The sequence below is a fragment of the Bacteroides fragilis genome (assembly GCF_019583405.1).
In the GTDB taxonomy this organism is placed as follows: Bacteria; Bacteroidota; Bacteroidia; order Bacteroidales; family Bacteroidaceae; genus Bacteroides; species Bacteroides fragilis_B.
The window spans coordinates 34,796-55,240 of sequence record NZ_SZUU01000008.1; the positions used below are offsets into that span (position 1 = coordinate 34,796).

At 41.0% G+C, this 20,445-nt stretch carries 16 protein-coding genes; 9 read left to right on the forward strand and 7 right to left on the reverse strand.

Annotated features, from left to right (window positions below; all coding sequences use genetic code 11):
• Nucleotides 1–93: 93 nt before the first annotated feature.
• A complete protein-coding gene (locus FDF36_RS16160) occupies nucleotides 94–582 on the forward strand; it encodes a radical SAM-associated putative lipoprotein (protein ID WP_220392040.1) in 489 nt (162 codons plus the stop codon).
• A complete protein-coding gene (locus FDF36_RS16165) occupies nucleotides 572–1,657 on the forward strand; it encodes a TIGR04133 family radical SAM/SPASM protein (protein WP_220392041.1) in 1,086 nt (361 codons plus the stop codon). Before FDF36_RS16160 ends, FDF36_RS16165 begins: the two co-directional genes overlap by 11 nt.
• A 257-nt stretch (nucleotides 1,658–1,914) precedes the next feature.
• Here the strand turns inward: FDF36_RS16165 and FDF36_RS16170 are convergent, their stop codons facing one another.
• The 6 genes from FDF36_RS16170 to xerD all read right to left on the reverse strand — a co-directional run bounded on the left by FDF36_RS16170 (nucleotide 1,915) and on the right by xerD (nucleotide 10,603).
• Nucleotides 1,915–3,114: a 6-bladed beta-propeller gene (locus FDF36_RS16170; protein WP_220392042.1), complete on the reverse strand. Its 1,200-nt coding sequence runs from the start codon at nucleotides 3,112–3,114 to the stop codon at nucleotides 1,915–1,917.
• Nucleotides 3,115–3,290: 176 nt separating this feature from the next.
• The gene (locus FDF36_RS16175; protein ID WP_220392043.1) at nucleotides 3,291–4,973 is read right to left on the reverse strand and encodes a hypothetical protein; all 1,683 of its coding nucleotides are present in this window, start codon (nucleotides 4,971–4,973) and stop codon (nucleotides 3,291–3,293) included.
• A gap of 22 nt (nucleotides 4,974–4,995) precedes the next feature.
• Nucleotides 4,996–6,534, reverse strand: coding sequence for a YifB family Mg chelatase-like AAA ATPase (locus FDF36_RS16180; protein ID WP_220392044.1), 1,539 nt, complete (start codon nucleotides 6,532–6,534; stop codon nucleotides 4,996–4,998).
• A gap of 33 nt (nucleotides 6,535–6,567) precedes the next feature.
• Entirely contained in the window at nucleotides 6,568–7,638 is a 1,071-nt protein-coding gene (locus FDF36_RS16185; protein ID WP_220392045.1) for a TlpA disulfide reductase family protein, read from the reverse strand.
• Nucleotides 7,639–7,748: 110 nt separating this feature from the next.
• Nucleotides 7,749–9,440, reverse strand: a complete 1,692-nt coding sequence (locus FDF36_RS16190) for a tetratricopeptide repeat protein (protein ID WP_005811783.1) — start codon at nucleotides 9,438–9,440, stop codon at nucleotides 7,749–7,751.
• A gap of 203 nt (nucleotides 9,441–9,643) precedes the next feature.
• A complete protein-coding gene (gene xerD / locus FDF36_RS16195; protein ID WP_220392046.1) occupies nucleotides 9,644–10,603 on the reverse strand; it encodes a site-specific tyrosine recombinase XerD in 960 nt (319 codons plus the stop codon).
• Between the two features lie 73 nt (nucleotides 10,604–10,676).
• Between xerD and aroQ the strand changes: the two genes are divergently transcribed.
• The 5 genes from aroQ (at nucleotide 10,677) to FDF36_RS16220 (ending at nucleotide 14,959) form a co-directional block, all read left to right on the forward strand.
• Nucleotides 10,677–11,096, forward strand: coding sequence for a type II 3-dehydroquinate dehydratase (gene aroQ, locus FDF36_RS16200; protein WP_220392047.1), 420 nt, complete (start codon nucleotides 10,677–10,679; stop codon nucleotides 11,094–11,096).
• A 28-nt stretch (nucleotides 11,097–11,124) separates the two neighbouring features.
• The gene (gene pyk, locus FDF36_RS16205; protein WP_005781737.1) at nucleotides 11,125–12,582 is read left to right on the forward strand and encodes a pyruvate kinase; all 1,458 of its coding nucleotides are present in this window, start codon (nucleotides 11,125–11,127) and stop codon (nucleotides 12,580–12,582) included.
• A 6-nt stretch (nucleotides 12,583–12,588) separates the two neighbouring features.
• Entirely contained in the window at nucleotides 12,589–13,227 is a 639-nt protein-coding gene (locus tag FDF36_RS16210) for an O-methyltransferase (protein ID WP_220392048.1), read from the forward strand.
• Between the two features lie 164 nt (nucleotides 13,228–13,391).
• Complete coding sequence (gene rbfA / locus FDF36_RS16215) at nucleotides 13,392–13,724, forward strand: 30S ribosome-binding factor RbfA (protein ID WP_005781741.1); 333 nt, start codon at nucleotides 13,392–13,394, stop codon at nucleotides 13,722–13,724.
• Nucleotides 13,721–14,959: an FtsX-like permease family protein gene (locus FDF36_RS16220; protein WP_005781743.1), complete on the forward strand. Its 1,239-nt coding sequence runs from the start codon at nucleotides 13,721–13,723 to the stop codon at nucleotides 14,957–14,959. Before rbfA ends, FDF36_RS16220 begins: the two co-directional genes overlap by 4 nt.
• Before the next feature lie 242 nt (nucleotides 14,960–15,201).
• Here FDF36_RS16220 and FDF36_RS16225 read toward each other — a convergent pair whose 3' ends face one another.
• Nucleotides 15,202–15,753 carry an RNA polymerase sigma-70 factor gene (locus FDF36_RS16225; RefSeq protein ID WP_005781745.1) on the reverse strand — a complete coding sequence of 184 codons (552 nt, stop codon included), beginning with the start codon at nucleotides 15,751–15,753 and terminating at the stop codon, nucleotides 15,202–15,204.
• 129 nt (nucleotides 15,754–15,882) lie between these two features.
• Between FDF36_RS16225 and FDF36_RS16230 the strand changes: the two genes are divergently transcribed.
• Both FDF36_RS16230 and FDF36_RS16235 read left to right on the forward strand, forming a co-directional pair.
• Nucleotides 15,883–16,863 carry a FecR family protein gene (locus FDF36_RS16230; protein ID WP_220392049.1) on the forward strand — a complete coding sequence of 327 codons (981 nt, stop codon included), beginning with the start codon at nucleotides 15,883–15,885 and terminating at the stop codon, nucleotides 16,861–16,863.
• A 50-nt stretch (nucleotides 16,864–16,913) separates the two neighbouring features.
• Nucleotides 16,914–20,426, forward strand: coding sequence for a TonB-dependent receptor (locus FDF36_RS16235; protein ID WP_220392050.1), 3,513 nt, complete (start codon nucleotides 16,914–16,916; stop codon nucleotides 20,424–20,426).
• Nucleotides 20,427–20,445 lie beyond the last annotated feature (19 nt).

The window sequence follows — 20,445 nt, forward strand, 5'->3', positions numbered from 1 at the left end:
GTTTTCAGAATAAAAAAGAAGGAAAGCAGATGCAGTATTACACTTATTCCTGCGTTTACTAAAAAGAGATGGACTTAAACGCGAATTCTATATATGAAAAAGAAAAACGAACAATGGCTGCGATATAGTAATCGGGCACTTTCTGGACTACTTGTGTTGCTTGGATTTATGTCTTGTGACAATGGAGGAGGCGATACGCCCCTTGAATATGGTATGCCTTCTGCCAAGTATCGGGTGAAAGGTAAAGTTATCGATGCTGATACACAGGAACCTGTTCCGGGCATTGAGGTAGTCTCCGGAGCTGTACATCAAGGTGACGGCAGAGCATGGCTGAGTTATCCGGATACGTTGATCACTGATGAGGATGGGGCTTTTGCCACTGAAAAGGTCGGATTTCCGTCTAAGAAATATCGTTTTATCGTCCGTGATGTGGATGGTGATTCCAATGGCAGTTACTCTAAAGATAGTGTAGATGTAGACGTTGCTGGGTTTACAGGCGGAAGCCATTGGTATCGGGGAGAAACAGTTATAGAGAAAACAATTCGAATCAAGAAGGAAACGGTAAAAGACGATGAAAAATAATCCGGGACGATTGTCACTTCGCAAACGCCTGGGATTGGAGATAGCCCTTAAAATGAGAAACAATCTCCGGGAATTGCATCCGTTGCGTCAACTTTTCTGGGAATGTACATTGCGGTGTAACTTGGCATGTAAACATTGTGGAAGTGATTGTCGGAAAATGTCGGAACAGAAGGATATGCCCGCAGAGGATTTTCTTCGGGTTATAGATTCGATTACACCGCACGTCAATCCTAATGAGGTTAACATTATTATAACCGGAGGTGAACCGCTGATGCGGAATGACCTTGAGGAAGTGGGGTTAGCTCTTTATCGTAGGGGATATCCATGGGGAATTGTATCCAATGGACTATATTTAACCCGTGAACGGCTCGATAGCCTGATGGCTGCCGGGCTGCATGCTGTTACAATTAGTCTGGATGGCTTTGCAGAGGAACATAACTGGTTGCGTGGTAATCCGGATAGTTATGAAAAGGCGTTGGAGGCCATTAAGATGTTGGTGCACGAACCCGAACTGACCTGGGATGTTGTTACCTGTGTCAATCGGAAGAATTACTCTCATTTGGGAGAGTTAAAAAGCTATTTGTATATTATAGGAGTGCGTAACTGGCGTATTTTTACTATTTTTCCGGTGGGGCGTGCGGCCAGTCATCCGGAATTTCAGTTGACAAATGAAGAATTTACCGGAGTTCTGGAATTTATCAAGCAGGTACGGAAGGAAGGGCGTGTCCATCTGAGCTATGGTTGTGAGGGCTTTCTTGGTAATTATGAGAGTGAAGTACGTGATCATTTCTATTCGTGTAATGCGGGTATCAGTGTGGCTTCTGTCTTAGCCGACGGCTCTATTTCAGCCTGTCCCAGCATACGCAGTAATTTTCATCAAGGCAATATTTATAAAGATAACTTTATGGAAGTATGGGAGAAGCGCTTTCAGGTGTTCCGTGATCGTGAGTGGGCGCGTAAGGGTGAATGTGCGGATTGTAGTTTCTTCCGTTATTGCGAAGGTAACGGTATGCATTTGCACAATGACGAAGGGGAGCTCCTGTTTTGCCATCAGAAGAGAATCGTAAAACTTTAGGAGATTATTTAGAACTATTTTTATAGATTGGGATAGTTAGGGACTGATTCATGCTTTATTTAGAGGTTATTATAGTATTTTAGAAATATCCCTGACAAGATACTGCTTCGGGAAGAATAAGATTCTGTGTATCAAAAATTTATTATAGGATTTTAGAAAACTATTCGCAATAACTTGGCAATAAGGGAAGGTACCGAAGGTTAATTCATCGGGCACTTCCCTTAAGTTATCAATGGCTACTATTTACAATCACTCTTTTACTTTCTCAATTTGGCGAATAATACGATATTATTGTCGTTTTCATTGAGAGACTTAATTAAGTCTTGTACCTTTTTCTTTCTGTCAGCTGCCAGTCCTTTCTTATTGACTTCTTTCTCAAGCATTTCTTTCAATGCCAGTGGTTCCATATTAGTGACATAATACCCATTACTGAATGAAGGGTAGATTGTAGAACTGGGAGTAGTAAGGAAGTCGTTGTAAAGACGTACATAATTACCACGCAAAGTTTTCTTGTTAACTATGTAATAAGCCGGTTTGGAACCGGAAAATGTGTTCTCATCTACTTGTACTGGGAAAGATACATCGCCTATGAAATGATTGGGTATCTCATAATAACCGTGCCAAGGCAAATTATCATTTGATGGATATTTTACAGTAAAACGTCCTTCCAGTGTGTTTTTTGCGGTATTATAGTGGTACAGAGTATCCACACTTGGTTTGGGCATGATTTTAAGTAGCATGACATCATAAGCGGGGGTATTATTCCCCATCAATACTTCGTTGCTGAAATCCTGTGGCATAGAAAGACTGCCCGGTGCTACAAAGTTTTTACGCTTGCCCTTTAAATCTTGAGTCCATACTACCGCAGGCCAGTTGGGGAATGGCAAAACGGTGACTGTGACTTCCGATTTAGCAGTATCTACCCGGAATTTTCCTTTGGGAACTCGCAAACATAGGGGAATAGGGTCTAATGCATTGCCTTTTAAGTCAAATACCAATATCTTGTTGCTTTGCCAGGGTAAAATGTAGATGCGGTTATTTGCTTCGTCCAGTTGTTCGGCATATGTATTGAGGTATTCGTTTGGTCCCTGTCCATACGATCCGATAGTGGCAATAAACTTACCCGAACGATCGAATAGTTTGTAAGGGGTCTGTTTGTTATTGCTTACTAAAATATATTTCTCTCCGACGGTCGTCCGTACCCAGCCACCAATAAGCGCTTCATCCCGATTGTCGAGTTTTACAATTTGTAATTCTTCTGTCAACTGACTCAATGGGAAATTTACGGTATCTTTCAGTGCTTTTAAGTCGCAACTGATCAACGGGCCATTGGGAGTGTTTGTAAGTTTGGCAACTGTGGGTGATTTTGCGAGTGGATCGTTGTCCCCTGTTGCAAAAGCAAAAGTTGGCAATAAACAGCAGATTGCCAAACTGTGATAAATCATTCTGGTTTTCATAAGCATAAATAATTAGATGAATAATCAAACACGTTTTGTAATAGCAAAATTAGCTATTAGTGGGAGGGAGGACAAAAAAACAGGCGGACAAAAATAGATATCTGTATGTTGTTTAATTTGTTGTTTTTCAGTGTGTTAGTTGTGTGTCCCCCTTCTTGTCCGGCGGACAACTATTATCAGAAACTTTGGAGAATGGCGTCTAAACTGAGAGTTTCATCAGAAACATGCATCTTTTCTGTTTTAATTCGGTACTTGCGTTTAGTGATGGCTGCTTTACTGACACAATAGATATCCGATAGGTCTTGTATGTTCACATTGATCTTTACCAGGCAGCAAAAACAAATATCTTTCTCACTGAGTTGCGGATAATTTTCTCGCAGCCGGTCAACGAAATTATTAAATGCATCATTTACCGCTTGTTTTACTTCTCTCCATTCTGCATCATTTACAGTGATTTTCCGGCTGTTTGGACCATCCTCTGGAGAGTTTTCTGTATGGAGGGAAGGAAGCTTCTGGAAGAAAGAGATGTGACGGAATAGGGCTTCACGCATTTCACTTTCTTTATTACGCATGAAAATCTCTTTTTCGCGTAGCGCACTTAGTTCAGCTTCTTTATGCAATAATTCATTCTCGTGTTGCAATCGGCGAGCCTCTTCTTCTGCCTGTTCTGCCTGCAGTTTTCGCTCCGATAGCAATCTTTTCTTCTTTTCCTGATGATAGAAAAATGATATCAGTAGGGCTATGAATAATAGAATAAATGTGATTCCCATCATCCATAATTCTTTCTCTTGCTGAGTGAGACGTAGTTGATATAGTTCGTTCTGAAGCTTGGCTTCGTTGTATTTCCTGGTAGCCTCTTCTGTTTTAACGTTTAATGTAAGATTGTTATATAGTATATCTTCATTTTTAGCCAAATAATATGCCTGCTCAGGATATTGCGTCGCATTTATTAACCGGAACAGGCGGGAGGTTGCTTCTGCCGCGATATATGGTGAGTTTGAGATAGCTGCTTGTTTATAATAGTATTGGGCCGAATCCAGTTGGTGCAAGGATTGGAATATTTGTCCGCGGATCAATTGATAGTAAGGTACGTCATAACGATTACGACGATACGAGCGGAGCTCCAGCATGGATTCCAGTGCTTTGTTGAAATCTTGCTGCTGTAGATGATAATTCACAATATCTTCGGCTATGGAATAGTTTAGATAACGGTATTCTTTTGAAGGGGCAAGCCATTCAAGCATCTTATAATATCCTTCTATTGCTTCGTCTGTCTTTCCCATTTTTTTTAATATTTCCAATCGGCTCCGATGGTCGTAAAATAAAGATAGAGTATCATTAGATGGATTATTCAGTGTCAGTACGCTATTTGCCAGATCAAGAGCTTGCGAATATTTTTTTAGATTAAAGTAGGCAAATTTTTGCATGTTGTAATAATACCTCTGTTGACTGTATGTCATATACTTTTTCTTGTTTTGAAGGGATGAAGCGACATGTAAAACAGAATCCGGCTGGTGCTTGTAAAAGTAACTGTTAGCTTGTTCCAGTTGAGCCTGTAACCATTGGGCTGTATCTCCATATTGTAAAAAAAGTGGGATGCATACTTTAAGTAGAGAATCTTTGGGCTTTTGAGTTTTCCACAATGTGGCTTTGTATAATTGGAAGCAGTATTCAGCCCGCTGTTTATTGGTTAGATGGTTTGGTTCTTGTATTTGTTGAAGATAAAACAGCATACTGTCTGTAGAGACTTTTTCCATTTCTACAGACTTACTAAGCAAAGTTCGTGTAGAGTCTTTGCATCCGGTCATTCCATATGATAACAAGATAAGACAGAGTGTGATAAGGAGGTTTTCTTTCATTATAACTTTGCTCTTCATAACATTATCCAGCCCAATTCTCTCGATCTAAGTTCCGGTAGCTGATGGCTTCTGCCAAATGCTCTGGTTTTATTTGTTCGCTTCCTTCCAGATCGGCTATCGTACGAGATACTTTCAAGATACGATCATAAGCGCGGGCTGAAAGATTGAGGCGTTCCATGGCATTTTTCAACAGTGACAAACCTTTTGTTTCAGGCTGTGCAAAAGCCGATAGTTGCTTGCTTGTCATTTGAGCATTGCAATAAGTTCCCGGATAACAAGCAAATCTTTCTTCCTGTATCTGTCGGGCCTTGATCACTCTTTGCCTGATGTCTGCACTAGATTCTCCTTGTCGTTGTTCTGAGATCTTTTCGAATGGTACAGGAACTATTTCAATTTGAATATCAATCCGGTCCAGCAGAGGGCCGGATATCTTATTCAGGTATTTTTGTACTTGCCCCGGATTACAGACACATGGTTTGGACGGATGATTGTAATAGCCACACGGACACGGATTCATAGACGCTACCAGCATGAAACTGGCAGGGTAGTCAATGGTGCTTTTTACCCGGGAGATGGTGATGCAACGGTCTTCAAGAGGTTGGCGCAATACTTCGAGCACACTGCGGTTAAACTCCGGTAGCTCGTCCAGAAAGAGGACTCCATTGTGTGCCAGGCTGATTTCTCCCGGTTGCGGAAAACTGCCTCCGCCTACCATGGCTACTTGTGAGATGGTGTGGTGCGGATTCCGAAAAGGACGTTGAGATATCAGAGAAGAGTTGCGCCCCAACTTGCCGGCTACCGAATGTATTTTGGTTGTTTCAAGGCTCTCACCTAAAGATAGAGGAGGCAAGATGGAAGGCAATCTTTTCGCCATCATTGATTTACCACTGCCAGGAGCTCCTACCATAATTAAATTGTGTCCTCCTGCTGCTGCTACTTCGAGTGCCCGCTTAACATTCTCTTGTCCTTTCACATCTGCAAAATCGTATTCAAAATCATTCTGAAATGCATAAAACTCTTCACGGGTATGGACTATGGTTGGTGTCAGTTCACGTTTATCATTGATGAACTCAATAACTTCTTGTATATTATTTACTCCATATACCGACAGATTATTGACTACTGCTGCTTCCCTTGCATTTTGTGAAGGCACGATTAGCCCTTCAAATCCTTCTTCGCGTGCTTTGATGGCTATAGGTAAGGCCCCTTTAATGGGTTGAATAGTCCCATCAAGACTTAACTCACCCATCATCATGTAGCGTGCTAACTTCTGGCATGAGATCGTTTCGCTGGCAGCAAGCATGCCAATGGCCAGTGGAAGATCATAGGATGAACCCTCTTTGCGAATATCTGCCGGAGCCATATTAATAACGATATTACTGGTCGGTATTTTATAGCCAGTCACTTGTAAGGCAGACAGAATGCGTTGATGGCTCTCTTTAACAGCTGAATCAGGAAGACCTACCATGTAGAACATGCACCCTCGTGAACTGTTGACTTCTATTGTAATGAGGGTTGCTTCAATGCCTTGTACAGCCGCTCCGAATACTTTTATTAGCACGTATTTTCAATGATTTTAAGTTAGTAACCCGGTTTAGCGGATAGACTTCCCTTGTGTTTTCTCTTCCGTTTTTACTAATTCTTTCAGTTTACTGGCAAGTGTCTCTCCTTGGATATCTCTTGCCAGAATTTTGCCGGTTGGAGAGAGCAGGATATTCGTAGGAAGCGTCAGTATGGCATATTGTTTGGCTGTTTCTGAACTAAGCCCTGTAAAATCACATACTTGATCCCAGTCCAGAGTATCTTTTTTAATGGCTGTCTCCCACGCCTTTCTATCTATGTCAAGTGATATTCCTAATATGGCAAAGTTCTTGTTTTTCTTATATTCCTTATTTAGTTTTCTCAGTTCTGCATTAGCTTCAGGTTGTGAATCACACCATGAAGCCCAAAAATTAAGTAGAAGATATCTATTTCTGAATCTTTCGGCTGAGCGTGATAACTTCTCACCCTTTTTATTTGGTAAACTAAAATAAGGAGCAGATTTACCAACAGTCACTTTTTCCAGTTGATCAATATAGTCGCTGATATTTTCAATATAAGGACGGTCAAGGAGTGCTCCCGTCATGCTTTCGGTTATTTCTTTTATTTTCGTATAATCCGGCTGTGGTATCTGCACAAAATATTTGTCGAGGAGATAAATACTGGCCAGTGAGGAGTTGTGTTGGCGGATAAATGTTTCGGCTTTTTCCTGCATCATTTTATTGGATGCCTGACCCAAACTTTTCTGTTCTTTCATAAAAAGACTCAAGCTTGTGTTCGGTTCATTGCCATCTATATCCAAATGGCTGAGATCATTGGCATTTCCCTTTATCTTAATTTGGTTTCCTTTATCCAGGAAGAGCGGATACTCTACATTCCCGTTTATCAGGAGTACAGTTGCTGTGAGCGTATCGATTACTGTCGAATCTACGTTGAGATTGTAATTAAACTTACCTTCTTGTGCATAAATGGTATCTATGCGATCATATAGAGCGTCTGTTCCATATAAGTAGAGTGTGTCGTTAGTCAGTCCCTTAAGTTCACCTTCCAGACTGATTTGGGTGCTGTTGCTTTTACAGGCAAACAGGCCAAACACGGTAATAAATAGAATCCCTATCTTTCTCATTCTTATTTCTTTTCTGCGAAAGTAAGGGTTTTGTAGATAAAAAAAAAGAATTGCCCGCCATTTATGTGGCGGACAACTCCTTTTTTATATTTTTCTCAATAAAGTCTCGCTTATTTTACGATGTTCATGAAATCAGAATTCGTATAATATTTAGCGAACTCAAGGTCTGTAGCAGCTTTCTTAGCCAAAGCCGGGTTCTTAGCTACAGCGCTCTTCAAGCTGCTTGTCAGCATAGAAGTGTTGTTAGTTCTTGCACCCAGAACAGCCATCAGATAGTCTGTGTAAGCATCCGGAGTTGAGATACCAGCCAAAGTGTTTTTAGCTTTGTTGTAGTCCTTAGCCAGGATCTGTGCCAAAGCAGCACTGTTTGTTTTAGTGTCTCCAAATGCGTTTACTGCTCTTTCGTATTGTCCCTGAGCTACGTACAGGTTACCCAATGTTTCGTTCAGTTCTTTAGCACCGGCAGCTTTACCTAAGTAAGACTCAGCAGCAGCTTTGTCACCCTTAGCCAGAGCGATCAAACCTAAGTTCATATTTACTTCAGGAGCAGCTTTAATGCTTTCTGCCTTTTTCACGTATGATTGAGCCTTGTCCAAATCACCTGCTTGATAAGCCAGTTTACCCAAGTTGTTGAATGCACGGTAGTCATTCGGGAACTGCTGAGAAGCTTTTGTATAGATGTCAGCCTTCTTAGCCGGGTCGTTAGTCAGTGTAGCAGCATACAGGATTTCTTCCAGATTCAACTGTTTCGGATCTGTTGCAGCCAGATTAGCGATTTCTTCATCAGACTTACCGATGATTTCATAGTTCAAAGTCAAACGAGAACGACGCAACTGCGGCAGGATTTCGTCAGCCAAAGTTTTGTATACAGAAGAGATGTTTTTGATTTCTGTCTCTCTTTGTTCCGGATCCTGATACATAGACAGAACACGAAGAATCAGTTCTTTATCCTGAATGTTTGATTTAGAAACCAGTTCCTGGAAACCTTCCCAGTCCTGAGCAGTATATTTAGCATCAACCGGAACTTCGATTTTAGCTTTCTTCAGGTCTTTATTGATCAGTTTAGTAGTGTTACCTTCACGATTCTCAGCCAAACCTGTGTTCAGTTTCACACCACCATCAGGAGAAGCATAAGCAGAAATTTCGATATTGCTGATCTTTTTGTTTTCTGCGTCGTTTACGTTAGCAACTTCCTTGTTGAATTCTTTAGCGGTTTTCAGTTCGCTTGAACGGATGTTAGCCTGTTGGATAAGGAACATGATGTTAGCGTTGTGTGCTTCTTTGATGATACGTTGGAAAGCGTCGTCACCCAAAGCCGGATTAGCGCTGCTCAAAGTATTGTTAATCAATTCAGAAGTAGAGATCACACCGTCTGCAATCTTCACTGCAGGGATAGCGATTGTTTTCTTTCCAACTTTTGCGTTGAATTCAAGGTACAGTTCAGACTTAGCCATTTCAGGAACATAGTCGAATGTAGTTTTCATCGTGTAATTACCACCCATCTTGTAAGAGATAGTCTGGTCATTACCTTCTACCTTTTCACCCTGGAATACAGCAGGCTGTCCTTTCACTTGTCCACCTTCCCATTTCAGGACCGGAGTTACTTCAACAACTGCGTTCTTTTTGAAATACTTTTCAGGGAACTTTCCGTTGATAGTCACAGGAACTTTACCACCTACAGCTTCCAGTACCTGAGGAGTCGTAGTGAAGTAATCAGATGACAGTGCACCCATTTTGTTGCTACATGATGACAATGCAACAACCAATGCCATAAGTAAAGGCAAATACAACTTCTTGATCATTTTAGGTATAAATTAAATGTTTGTAATTGAAATTTTGTCTATTCAATATGCATCTGTGGATTGTCCATAAATGCCACGCAAAGATATTAATTCTTATACATTTAGGCAAATACACCCTTAATTTTATTATAATTTAATGAAAACTGTCGCATTCCCGAGCTGTTCAACACTATTTCTCTCTTTAAATAACGTCAAATCAGACTTTATTGTTTATTGAAATGCCTTTTTTCTTGCCGATATTTGATGTTGCGCGGATGGTGTTCTATGATTTCACTTCGCAGCATATTACGGTCGATATGTGTGTAAATCTCGGTGGTCGAAATTGATTCATGTCCGAGCATGCATTGAATAGCTCTCAGGTTGGCGCCTCCTTCAAGAAGGTGTGTTGCGAAAGAATGCCGGAATGTGTGTGGACTGATGTTTTTGGTGATACCTGCCATATCGGCCAGTTCTTTGATAAGATGAAAGATCATGATACGTGATAGGTGGGTTCCCCGTCTGCTTAAAAATAGATAATCCTCATAATCTTTTTTTATGTTAATCCGGTTTCGATCCATGAAATAGTATTTTATTTCCTGAATGGCTCTGGGGGAGATGGGCACCAATCGTTGTTTACTACCTTTTCCTTCTACTTTAATGAATCCTTCATTAAAATAAAGATCTGATAGTTTTAAGTTGGTTAATTCCGAAACCCGTAAGCCACAGCTATAGAGTGTTTCCAATATTGCCCGATTTCGCTGTCCTTCATTTTTGCTCAGATCTACTGTTGAGATAATACGGTCTATTTCCTCTACAGTCAATACTTCCGGTAGTTTAAAACCAATCTTGGGACCTTCCAGTAATTCACTCGGATCAGCTTCTATATAATCGGCCATTATCAGAAAATGGAAGAAAGACTTGACGCCGGAAATGATGCGTGCCTGTGATCGGGCATGGATACCGATATCATGCAGTCCGGCTGCAAAACGCTGAAGGTCTTTCAGGCTGATTTCCAGTATATCCACACCTTCGGCCGATAAAAAGTTCAATAGTTTATCCAAATCCGTCAAATAAGCATCCAATGTGTTTTTGGATAATGACTTTTCCAGTTTCAAATACTGTTGGTACTTTTTGATAATCAACCCTTGCTCATCCTTCTTTTTTGTTTTTTCGTCTAATTTCATTTCTTTTTTCTACCTTTGCATCTTGAAATATTGTTCTCGAAGACAAAGGTATTAAAAATAGCAGGATTGTGTTATGAGGATACAAATTATTAATGGTCCCAATATTAATCTTTTGGGCAAGCGTGAACCTTCTATATATGGAAGCGTTACATTTGAAGAGTATTTGGGTGAGCTTCGTAAAAAATATCCCGATGTGGAGTTGGGTTATTTCCAGTCGAACGTTGAAGGAGAAATGATAGATAAAATTCAGCAGACCGGTTTCGATGTGGATGGAATTGTTTTGAATGCAGGAGCCTATACGCACACTTCCATTGCTTTGCAGGATGCCATCCGTTCCGTTCCCTCTCCTGTGATTGAGGTTCATATTTCCAATGTTCATGCCCGCGAATCGTTCCGTCATGTTTCTATGATTGCTTGTGCCTGTAAAGGTGTGATTTGTGGATTTGGATTGAACTCATATCGTCTGGCACTTGAGGCTTTATTAGATAAATAGGTATAAATATAAATTAGGTAGATAGATTATGTTGCTGAAACAGACTAAAATCGTAGCTTCCATCTCAGACAGACGTTGCGATGTAGATTTTATAAAAGAGTTGTTTGATGCAGGGATGAATGTGGTTCGTATGAACACAGCTCACGCCAGTCGTGAAGGGTTTGAAGCGTTGATTGCCAATGTTCGTACCGTGTCCAATCGCATCGCTATCCTTATGGATACTAAAGGCCCGGAGGTACGTACCACTGCCAATGCGGAACCAATACTTTATCAGATTGGTGAGAAGGTTAAAATTGTGGGGGATCCCGAACGTGAGACTACCCGTGAATGTATTGCCGTTTCTTATCCGAACTTCGTACACGATCTGAATATAGGTGGGACTATTTTGATTGACGATGGTGATCTTGAGTTGCGGGTTATTGATAAAACGTCCGAATATTTACTTTGTGAGGTGCAGAATGAAGCAACTTTGGGGAGTCGTAAGAGTGTAAATGTTCCCGGAGTTCGTATCAACTTGCCTTCTCTGACTGAAAAAGATCGTAATAACATTCTTTATGCAATAGAAAAAGATATTGATTTCATAGCACATTCTTTTGTACGTAACCGTCAGGATGTGCTTGATATTCGTGAAATTCTGGATGCACACAACAGTGATATCCGTATTATTGCTAAGATAGAGAATCAAGAAGGTGTAGATAACATCGATGAGATTCTGGAAGTTGCTGATGGAGTGATGGTAGCTCGCGGTGACTTGGGTATTGAAGTTCCACAGGAACGTATCCCGGGTATTCAGCGTACATTGATCCGTAAATGTATTCTTGCCAAGAAGCCGGTAATCGTAGCTACACAGATGTTACATACGATGATAAATAATCCGCGTCCGACTCGTGCTGAAGTAACCGATATTGCCAATGCTATCTATTATCGTACAGATGCTTTGATGTTGAGTGGTGAAACTGCGTATGGTAAATATCCGGTGGAGGCTGTGAAAACCATGACTAAGATTGCTGCGCAGGCTGAAAAAGACAAATTGGAAGAAAATGATATCCGTATTCCTCTGGATGAGAATAGTAATGACGTGACTGCTTTCCTTGCCAAACAGGCTGTAAAAGCAACTACTAAACTAAAAATACGCGCTATCATTACTGATAGCTATCAAGGGCGCACTGCACGTAATCTGGCTGCTTTCCGTGGTAAATATCCGGTGCTTGCCATTTGCTATAAAGAGAAAACGATGCGTCACCTGGCACTCTCTTATGGAGTGGAGGCAATCTACATGCCTGAGTTGGCCAACGGACAGGAGTATTATTTTGCCGCTCTGCGTCGTTTATTGAAAGAAGGACGTTTACATCCTACTGATATGGTGGGTTATCTGAGTAGCGGTAAAGCCGGGACACAGACCTCTTTCCTTGAGATCAATGTTGTGGAAGATGCTTTGAAGCATGCCGGTGACAGTGTATTGCCTAATAGCAACCGTTATCTGTAGGATGAGATGAAAGAGACCGATCTTTTAGACGAATATATCCTAAAGCATATCGATGAAGAAGGTGAATACCTGAAAGCTCTTTACCGGGATACGCATGTCAAGCTTCTGCGTCCCCGTATGGCTTCCGGTCATCTGCAGGGGCGTATGTTGAAGATGTTTGTTCGTATGATACGGCCTCGCCAGATATTAGAAATAGGAACTTATAGTGGTTATTCCGCCCTTTGCTTGGCCGAAGGACTTGAGGAGGGTGGAATGCTTCATACATTTGAGATAAATGACGAACAGGAAGACTTTACCCGTCCCTGGCTCGAAAATTCAGCTTATGCTGATAAAATTAAATTCTACATTGGAGATGCTCTCCAATTGATACCTGCATTGGGAGTTACGTTTGACCTTGCTTTTGTGGATGGCGATAAACGTAAGTATATTGAATATTATGAGATGACTCTTGCACATCTTTCTCCCGGAGGATATATCATAGCCGATAACACTTTATGGGATGGTCATGTGCTGGAAGAGCCCCATAGCAACGACTATCAGACCATAGGTATTAAGGCTTTCAACGAATTGGTGGCACATGATGAACGAGTGGAGAAAGTAATCCTCCCTTTGCGTGATGGACTGACCATTATTCGTAAGAAGTGAGATGTGTATTAGTTGATTATTCTTTAGCATTGGAAAAATAATTCAATAATGAAGATTAAAAATAGTACATATTTTATCTGTCAAACGATATATTTCTCTAATTTTGTGTTCTATTGTAACAAGTACTAATTGCTTGTTTGATAAAATAATTACGTAGTAAGTTTATGGAGACAACGAGACAGAATAAGATAGCCCGTCTGTTACAGAAGGAACTCAGTGAGATTTTTCTGTTGCAGACCAAAGCCATGCCCGGTGTGTTGGTATCAGTCAGTGCTGTACGTATCAGCCCTGATATGAGCATTGCCCGCGTATATTTAAGCGTCTTCCCTTCTGATAAAAGCGAAGAAATGGTAAAGAATATCAATAATAATATGAAGTCCATCCGTTTCGAACTCGGTACCCGTGTTCGTCATCAGTTGCGCATTATCCCCGAATTGAAATTTTTTGTGGACGATTCGCTGGACTACATTGAAAAGATAGATGCCTTGTTGAAGTGAATCTTCCCTTCTACATAGCCCGGCGATATCTTTTCTCAAAGAAGAAACACAATGCCATTAATATCATTTCGGCTATTTCCGTGTGTGGAGTAGCATTGGCTACGATGGCAATGGTGTGTACACTTTCCGTATTCAATGGTTTTCAGGATACAGTAGCCGATCTGTTTACTGTGTTTGATCCGGAACTGAAAGTGACGATTGCCGAAGGGAAAGTTTTCGATGCACAGGACCCGCGTATTCAGGCTATCCGGCAGATGCCGGAAGTAGATGTGTTGACTGAAACACTTGAAGAGAATGCGATGGTGCAATATAAGGATCGTCAAACAATGGCTGTTATAAAGGGAGTACAAGATAATTTTGAGCAGTTGACTGCGATAGATAGTATCCTTTATGGAGCAGGCGAGTTTTTGTTGAACGATTCTGTTGTGGATTATGGAGTGATGGGGATTGAGCTTGTCTCTACATTGGGGACCGGAATCAGGTTTGTCGATCCTTTGCAGGTATATATTCCTAAAAGGAATGGAAAGGTTAATCTTGCAAATCCGGCTGCTTCCTTTAATATGGATTATTTGTATTCGCCCGGTGTAGTGTTTGTAGTCAATCAGCAGAAGTATGACGGACAGTATATTCTCACTTCGTTGGATTTTGCCCGGCGTTTGCTTGATTATACTACCGAAGTGTCTGCAATAGAACTGAAACTAAAGCCGGGATCTAATATTTCTGTAGTGAAAGAAAAGATCGGGAAGGCGTTAGGAGATGGTTTTGTTATTCGTAACCGTTACGAGCAGCAGGAGGATGTGTTTCGCATCATGGAGATAGAGAAATTGGTTTCGTATTTGTTTCTTACCTTTATTCTCGTGATCGCCTGTTTCAATGTGATAGGTTCGCTGTCGATGCTTATTCTGGATAAAAAGGAAGATGTGAATACACTTCGTAAATTGGGAGCTGACGATCGGCTTGTTTCGCGTATTTTTCTTTTCGAAGGATGCATGATTTCCTTTTATGGAGCTATAATCGGGATTATACTCGGCTTAGTTCTATGTTGGGTTCAGATGGCCTACGGGATAGTTTCATTGGGTGGAGGTAATGCTGCAGGTAATTTTGTAGTTGATTCCTATCCGGTCAGTGTTCATTTGGGGGATGTCATCGTGATATTTATTACCGTATTTACTGTCGGATTTTTATCTGTCTGGTATCCGGTAAGGTATTTGAGTAAACGTTTACTGAAAATGTAGAGAACATTTTGATCGATTAAATTGTTCTATTAGTCGATTTCCATTTTTTATTTTTATAGAAATGTTTATTTTTGATTTATTAATGAAAATCATCATGTTTATATATAGTGTTAATAGTATCTCTGTGAAGAGAGAATTGTTATGTAAGTGTAATACCTCTCTATGAAAGAAAGTTTCGTTTTTCATAAAAACTGATGATTGGCGCTGTTCTGTCCCAACGGGGAAGAGCAGCGCTACTTCATTTATAATGAAAGGAATAATGTGTAAAGCTTGATGTTTTTTCTTAGAAACTTCAAAGCATCGGATATGTGGTGTTCCACTGTTCTTTCCGATATTTGAAGTTTTTCTGCAATTTCACGATAAGAAAGTTCTTCGTCCCTGCTCAGACGGAACACTTCCTGTTGCCGGGGTGGTAACATTGAAATTAGTGATTCGATATGTGTCCGTAGATTGGCTGCATCCAGTTCTTCTTCTATATCATATGATTCTTCTACTGCTTCTATCACTGACAGTTGGTAGAAAGCTTCGTTCAGATTCTTGCGGGAGCGGTTAAAAACAAGGTTACGCATGGTGATGAACAGATATCCTGCAAAGTTTTGTTCTTCATCCAGGGACTCTCTGCTCTCCCAGATTTTAATGAAAACCTCTTGAACGATTTCTTCCACATCAACCAAAGAAGTGACATAAAGTCGCGTAAAGTTGTAAACCTTAGCCCAATAAGAGTGGTACAAGAATGCAAAGGCAGCTTTATCATTGCGGGTTTTTAGTTTAATAATTGCTTCTTTTTCGTTCATTAAGAGTTACGTTTGGATTACAAATATAGCATACTCAATTTATAAAACAGAAAAAAAGCGGAAAACATATAGGGGGGAATTTTATAAATTGTGTATTTATGGATAGATTTATAAATATAACTTGGGCTTTTGGAAAGAAATATAAAGAATATGAAGATTTCTAATAAATACGATCGGCTTGTCCGCAAATTGATTGCCGGTAAGTCTTCTCCGGGAGAAGTAGAAGAGCTGGCGCACTGGAATGTTGTGGAGACAAAGATGAAAAAACAATTTGATGCTGCAAGGAATATAGTGGATGATACTGCTGTTGAAAGTAGGATTTGGAATAAGATTGATTCCAAATGTCAGACTCCTTTTGAACGTAAGCAACGGCCCCAGCTCAGGTACTTGAAGATTGCTCTCGCTGCATGTATTACAGTGTTATTGGTTGTTGGGGGAAGTATCTTCTTTTTTAATGAGGAGCCTGTCACTTCGCAACATGCCATTGAGTATACTGAGGTTGTCTCTTCAAATAGCAGGTTGTACGTGCTTCCCGATAGTTCAAGGGTTTGGATGCAAGCCGGAAGTCGAATCCGTTTTTCACAGGATTTTATGGATCAACGGGAAGTATGGTTGGAGGGAGAGTCTACTTTTGAGGTAACCAAACGTAAGGGACGTAATTTTAAGGTATATATTGATCAGGCATTTGTAGAAGTCAAAGGGACGGTTTTTCGTGTTCAGTCCACCCGGCAGTATGGTGCGGAAGTGACTCTTTTCAGTGGAAAGGTTGATTTCAACGCTAAGGTTTCGCAGAGGAAGATTGAAATGAAACCTTTGCAACAGATTATTTTTCATCCCGAAAAGGATGAAGTGATATTAAAGAATATAGGTAATATCAGTTGGGATGAGGGACGTTACAAATTTGTCGACATGCGTATGGATGATTTGATAGAAGCCATTCATGATATTTACCACATTCCGGTAGAGCTCGACGAGAAAGTATCCCGAAATGACTTATTCACAGGCTATATGCGTTATGATGACCCCGCATCTAAAGTCATCGAAAAGATTTGTATCAATATGAATTTGAAATTTAGAAAAGAAACACAGAAAATCATTATTTATAAATAATCGCTTTTTATCAATCACTAATTAATCGTATAATCAAAAAAATGAAAGACATGAGACAATGTTTTAGCGTCTGTAACAGGCGTTTTCTGGCAGGCGTAATTATGTTTATGCTCCTGTATCCTATGTCCGTTTTTGCCGTGCAGGGACAGATAGCCGTGCAGGGAAAGGCAATGAGCATTAAACAGGCTATCCAGGTTATTGAAAAGAACAGTAAATATACGTTCTTTTACAAGGCAGCCGATTTGGGTAATGCAAAGATTCGTGACATCAATTGTGAAGGCTCCATAGAGGAGGTACTGAATGTGCTGTTTAAAGACAGTGGTATCAGCTATGTCATCAAGGGCAATGAAGTTATTCTGAAGAGTGCTCCGGAGGTCGTTTCCACACCACAGCAGAGTAATAAGATCGTTGTAAAAGGTAATATCAGGGATAACCTGGGAGAGGCGATTATTGGTGCTACCATTATGGAAAAAAACAATGCCCAGAATGGTACGATCAGTAATGTAGAGGGAAATTTCTCTTTGTCGGTAAATCCGGGTGCTGTTATCGTTATCTCTTATATCGGTTATGTAACACAAGAAGTGAAAGCTGTAGCCGGTGTTCCCTTGAAGATAGTGCTGAAAGATGACTCTCGTACCTTAGACGAAGTAGTGGTAGTCGGTTTCGGTTCACAAAAGAAAGCAAACCTGACAGGTGCTGTTTCATCTATCAAAATGGATGAGATTATCGGGGACCGTCCTATTATGACAGCTTCCGATGCATTGCAAGGTACGGTTCCGGGACTGCTGGTATCTAATAGCGGGAATGCACCGGGTAGCGGAAAGTCATTCCAACTGCGTGGTGCCTATTCAGTAGGTATCAAGAATAGCGACGGAAGCTATGGTGCCAATGTCGCGCCTCTTATCTTGATTGATAACGTGGAAGGTAGCCTCGATATGTTGAATCCGGAAGATATCGAAACGGTGACGGTACTGAAAGATGCTGCTTCGGCAGCTATTTATGGTGCTCGTGCGGCCGGTGGTGTGGTTCTGGTGACTACTAAGCGTCCGAAAGAAGCTACGGCTTTCCGCCTGAACTATAACAATAATTTCGGTTTTGCTACTGCAATGAATTTGCCGAAGCAAGCATCGTTAATGGATTACCTGCAGGCTTATCAGGATGGAGGATATTCTGATGCTTATTGGTCTTATGGTTCACCCAGTGTTTCAAAATGGAAGGAATACCTGACACAGTACAGGCAGGATCCTTCATCTATCAAAACTGTAGGTGATGGTATTTTTGCCGATACGGACGGAGCCTTGTATTATCTGAACGAACATGATCCATATAAGAATTTTATGGAGACCAGTTTCCAGATGAATCATAATCTTTCTGTATCCGGCGGTACAGATAAGTTGCGTTACCGTATGTCAGCCGGATATGTATCTACGGACGGTGTTTTGATTACCGATAAAGATACGTATGAACGTCTGAATATCAATTCTTATATTTCTGCTGATATTACCAAATGGTTTACTCAGGAACTGACAATGAGCTATGCGCGTACCAATCAGTCACAACCGAGTTCCGGTCTGGGAAGCATGTTCGGTAGTAATCAGGTTTCTTATCAACCGGAAGGTAATATGCCTGCGGATGTTTGTTCTACAATCTCTCAGGATTTGCCTTTCAATACACCGCGCAATCAGGTGCTGTTGGCGAATAAATGGAAAAAGTCATATGACAATCCGCGTGTTTTCGTGAAATCTATTTTGAAGCCATTCAAAGGCTTTGAAGGGGTATTTGAATACACGTTTGACAAAAACATGTATGACTATAATTTCTATACCGGAAAAACTCAGTATACAGACATACAGGGAGGTAACAACATCTGGAATGCAGCAAAAGATTATTTGCAGAAAGAAAAACAGTTCACCGACTATAATGCCTTCAATATTTATGGTACATATAAGTTTGATATTAAGAAAGACCACCATTTTAGCGTAATGGCCGGTTTCAACCAGGAGTCTAAATATACTGAAGGAGTAAATGTATTGTCTTACAATCAAGCTGTTATCGAAGTACCGGCATTAGGTTCGGGTACTGGTGACCTGAAAGCGACAGACAGCTATAATGAATATTCTGTTCGTGGCGGATTCTTCCGGGTTAATTATAACTACATGGATAAATATTTGCTGGAGGTGAACGGGCGTTATGACGGATCATCCAAATTCCCGAAAGATTCCCGTTTCGGTTTCTTCCCGTCTGTATCTTTGGGATGGAACGTGGCTCAGGAAAAGTTTATGGAGGTTACACGCAATTATATTGATGGTCTGAAGATTCGTGCATCTTATGGTGTGATCGGCAACCAGAATGTAGTGAACTATGCATATTTCCCGACTATGAGTGTTAGTAACAAGTATAACGGCTGGTTGTCAGGCGGTGATTATGTAACTGCCATTAACTCTTTGCCGAATCTGGTAAGTACAAGCTTTACCTGGGAGAAAGTAGCGACTACTGATATCGGTTTGGATCTGAACATGTTTGGCAATCGTCTGAATGCCGTGTTCGATTGGTATCAGCGTGACACAAAAGGAATGTTGGCACCGGGTATGCAACTTCCTGCTGTTGTGGGTGCAAGTTCTCCTTTCCAGAATACAGCTGATATGCGTACCCGTGGTTGGGAGCTGGCTGTGAACTGGAGAGATCGTATCGGTACATTTAATTATCGTGTCGGATTCAACCTTTCTGACAGCTACTCTGAAATCACTAAGTACGATGATAATGCTGCTTCTAAATTGCTGAGTAATTTCTATCCGGGACAAAGACTGGGTGAGATCTGGGGATATGAAGTAGACGGATTCTATACAGTAGATGATTTTGTAGATACCAACAGCTGGAAACTTAAAGACGGGGTAGCCTCTATTAAAGGTGTCAGCCCGCGTCCCGGTGACCTGAAATTCAAGAATCTCCGTGATGACGATAAGAGTACGAACCAGATCGACAGCGGAGACGGTACATTGGATAATCCCGGTGACCAGAAAGTAATAGGTAATAGCCTGCCTAAATACCTGTATGGTATTACTCTCGGTGCCAATTATAAAGGTTTCGACCTGAATATTATGATGCAGGGTACCGGTCAACGTGATGCATGGATTGCCAACAACCTGGTATTCCCGATGTATATTTACTCAGTGAATGATATCAAGTACCAACCGCTATTTGACGGTCTGACCGACTACTGGAAACCGGTAGATGCTGCCAATGGAGATTATACTGCTGTAAATCCGAATGCAAAATATCCACGTATGTACGGACAGAATCCGACAGTTGGCTCCAACTATGGACGTAAGACAGACAGATACTTATCTAACGCCGCTTACTTCCGCATCAAGAACGTTACTTTGTCGTATACTGTTCCTAAAACATGGATATCCCGAATCGGCTTGAATCAGTTGAAGGGTTTTGTCAGTGTAGAGAATCTGGCAACTTTCTCTTCATTGCCTTCAGGTATCGATCCTGAAACCTTGAGCTGGAACTATCCGGCATTCCGTACCGTTTCGTTCGGTATCAACTTTACATTATAAACGCATAACCAAGAATTAA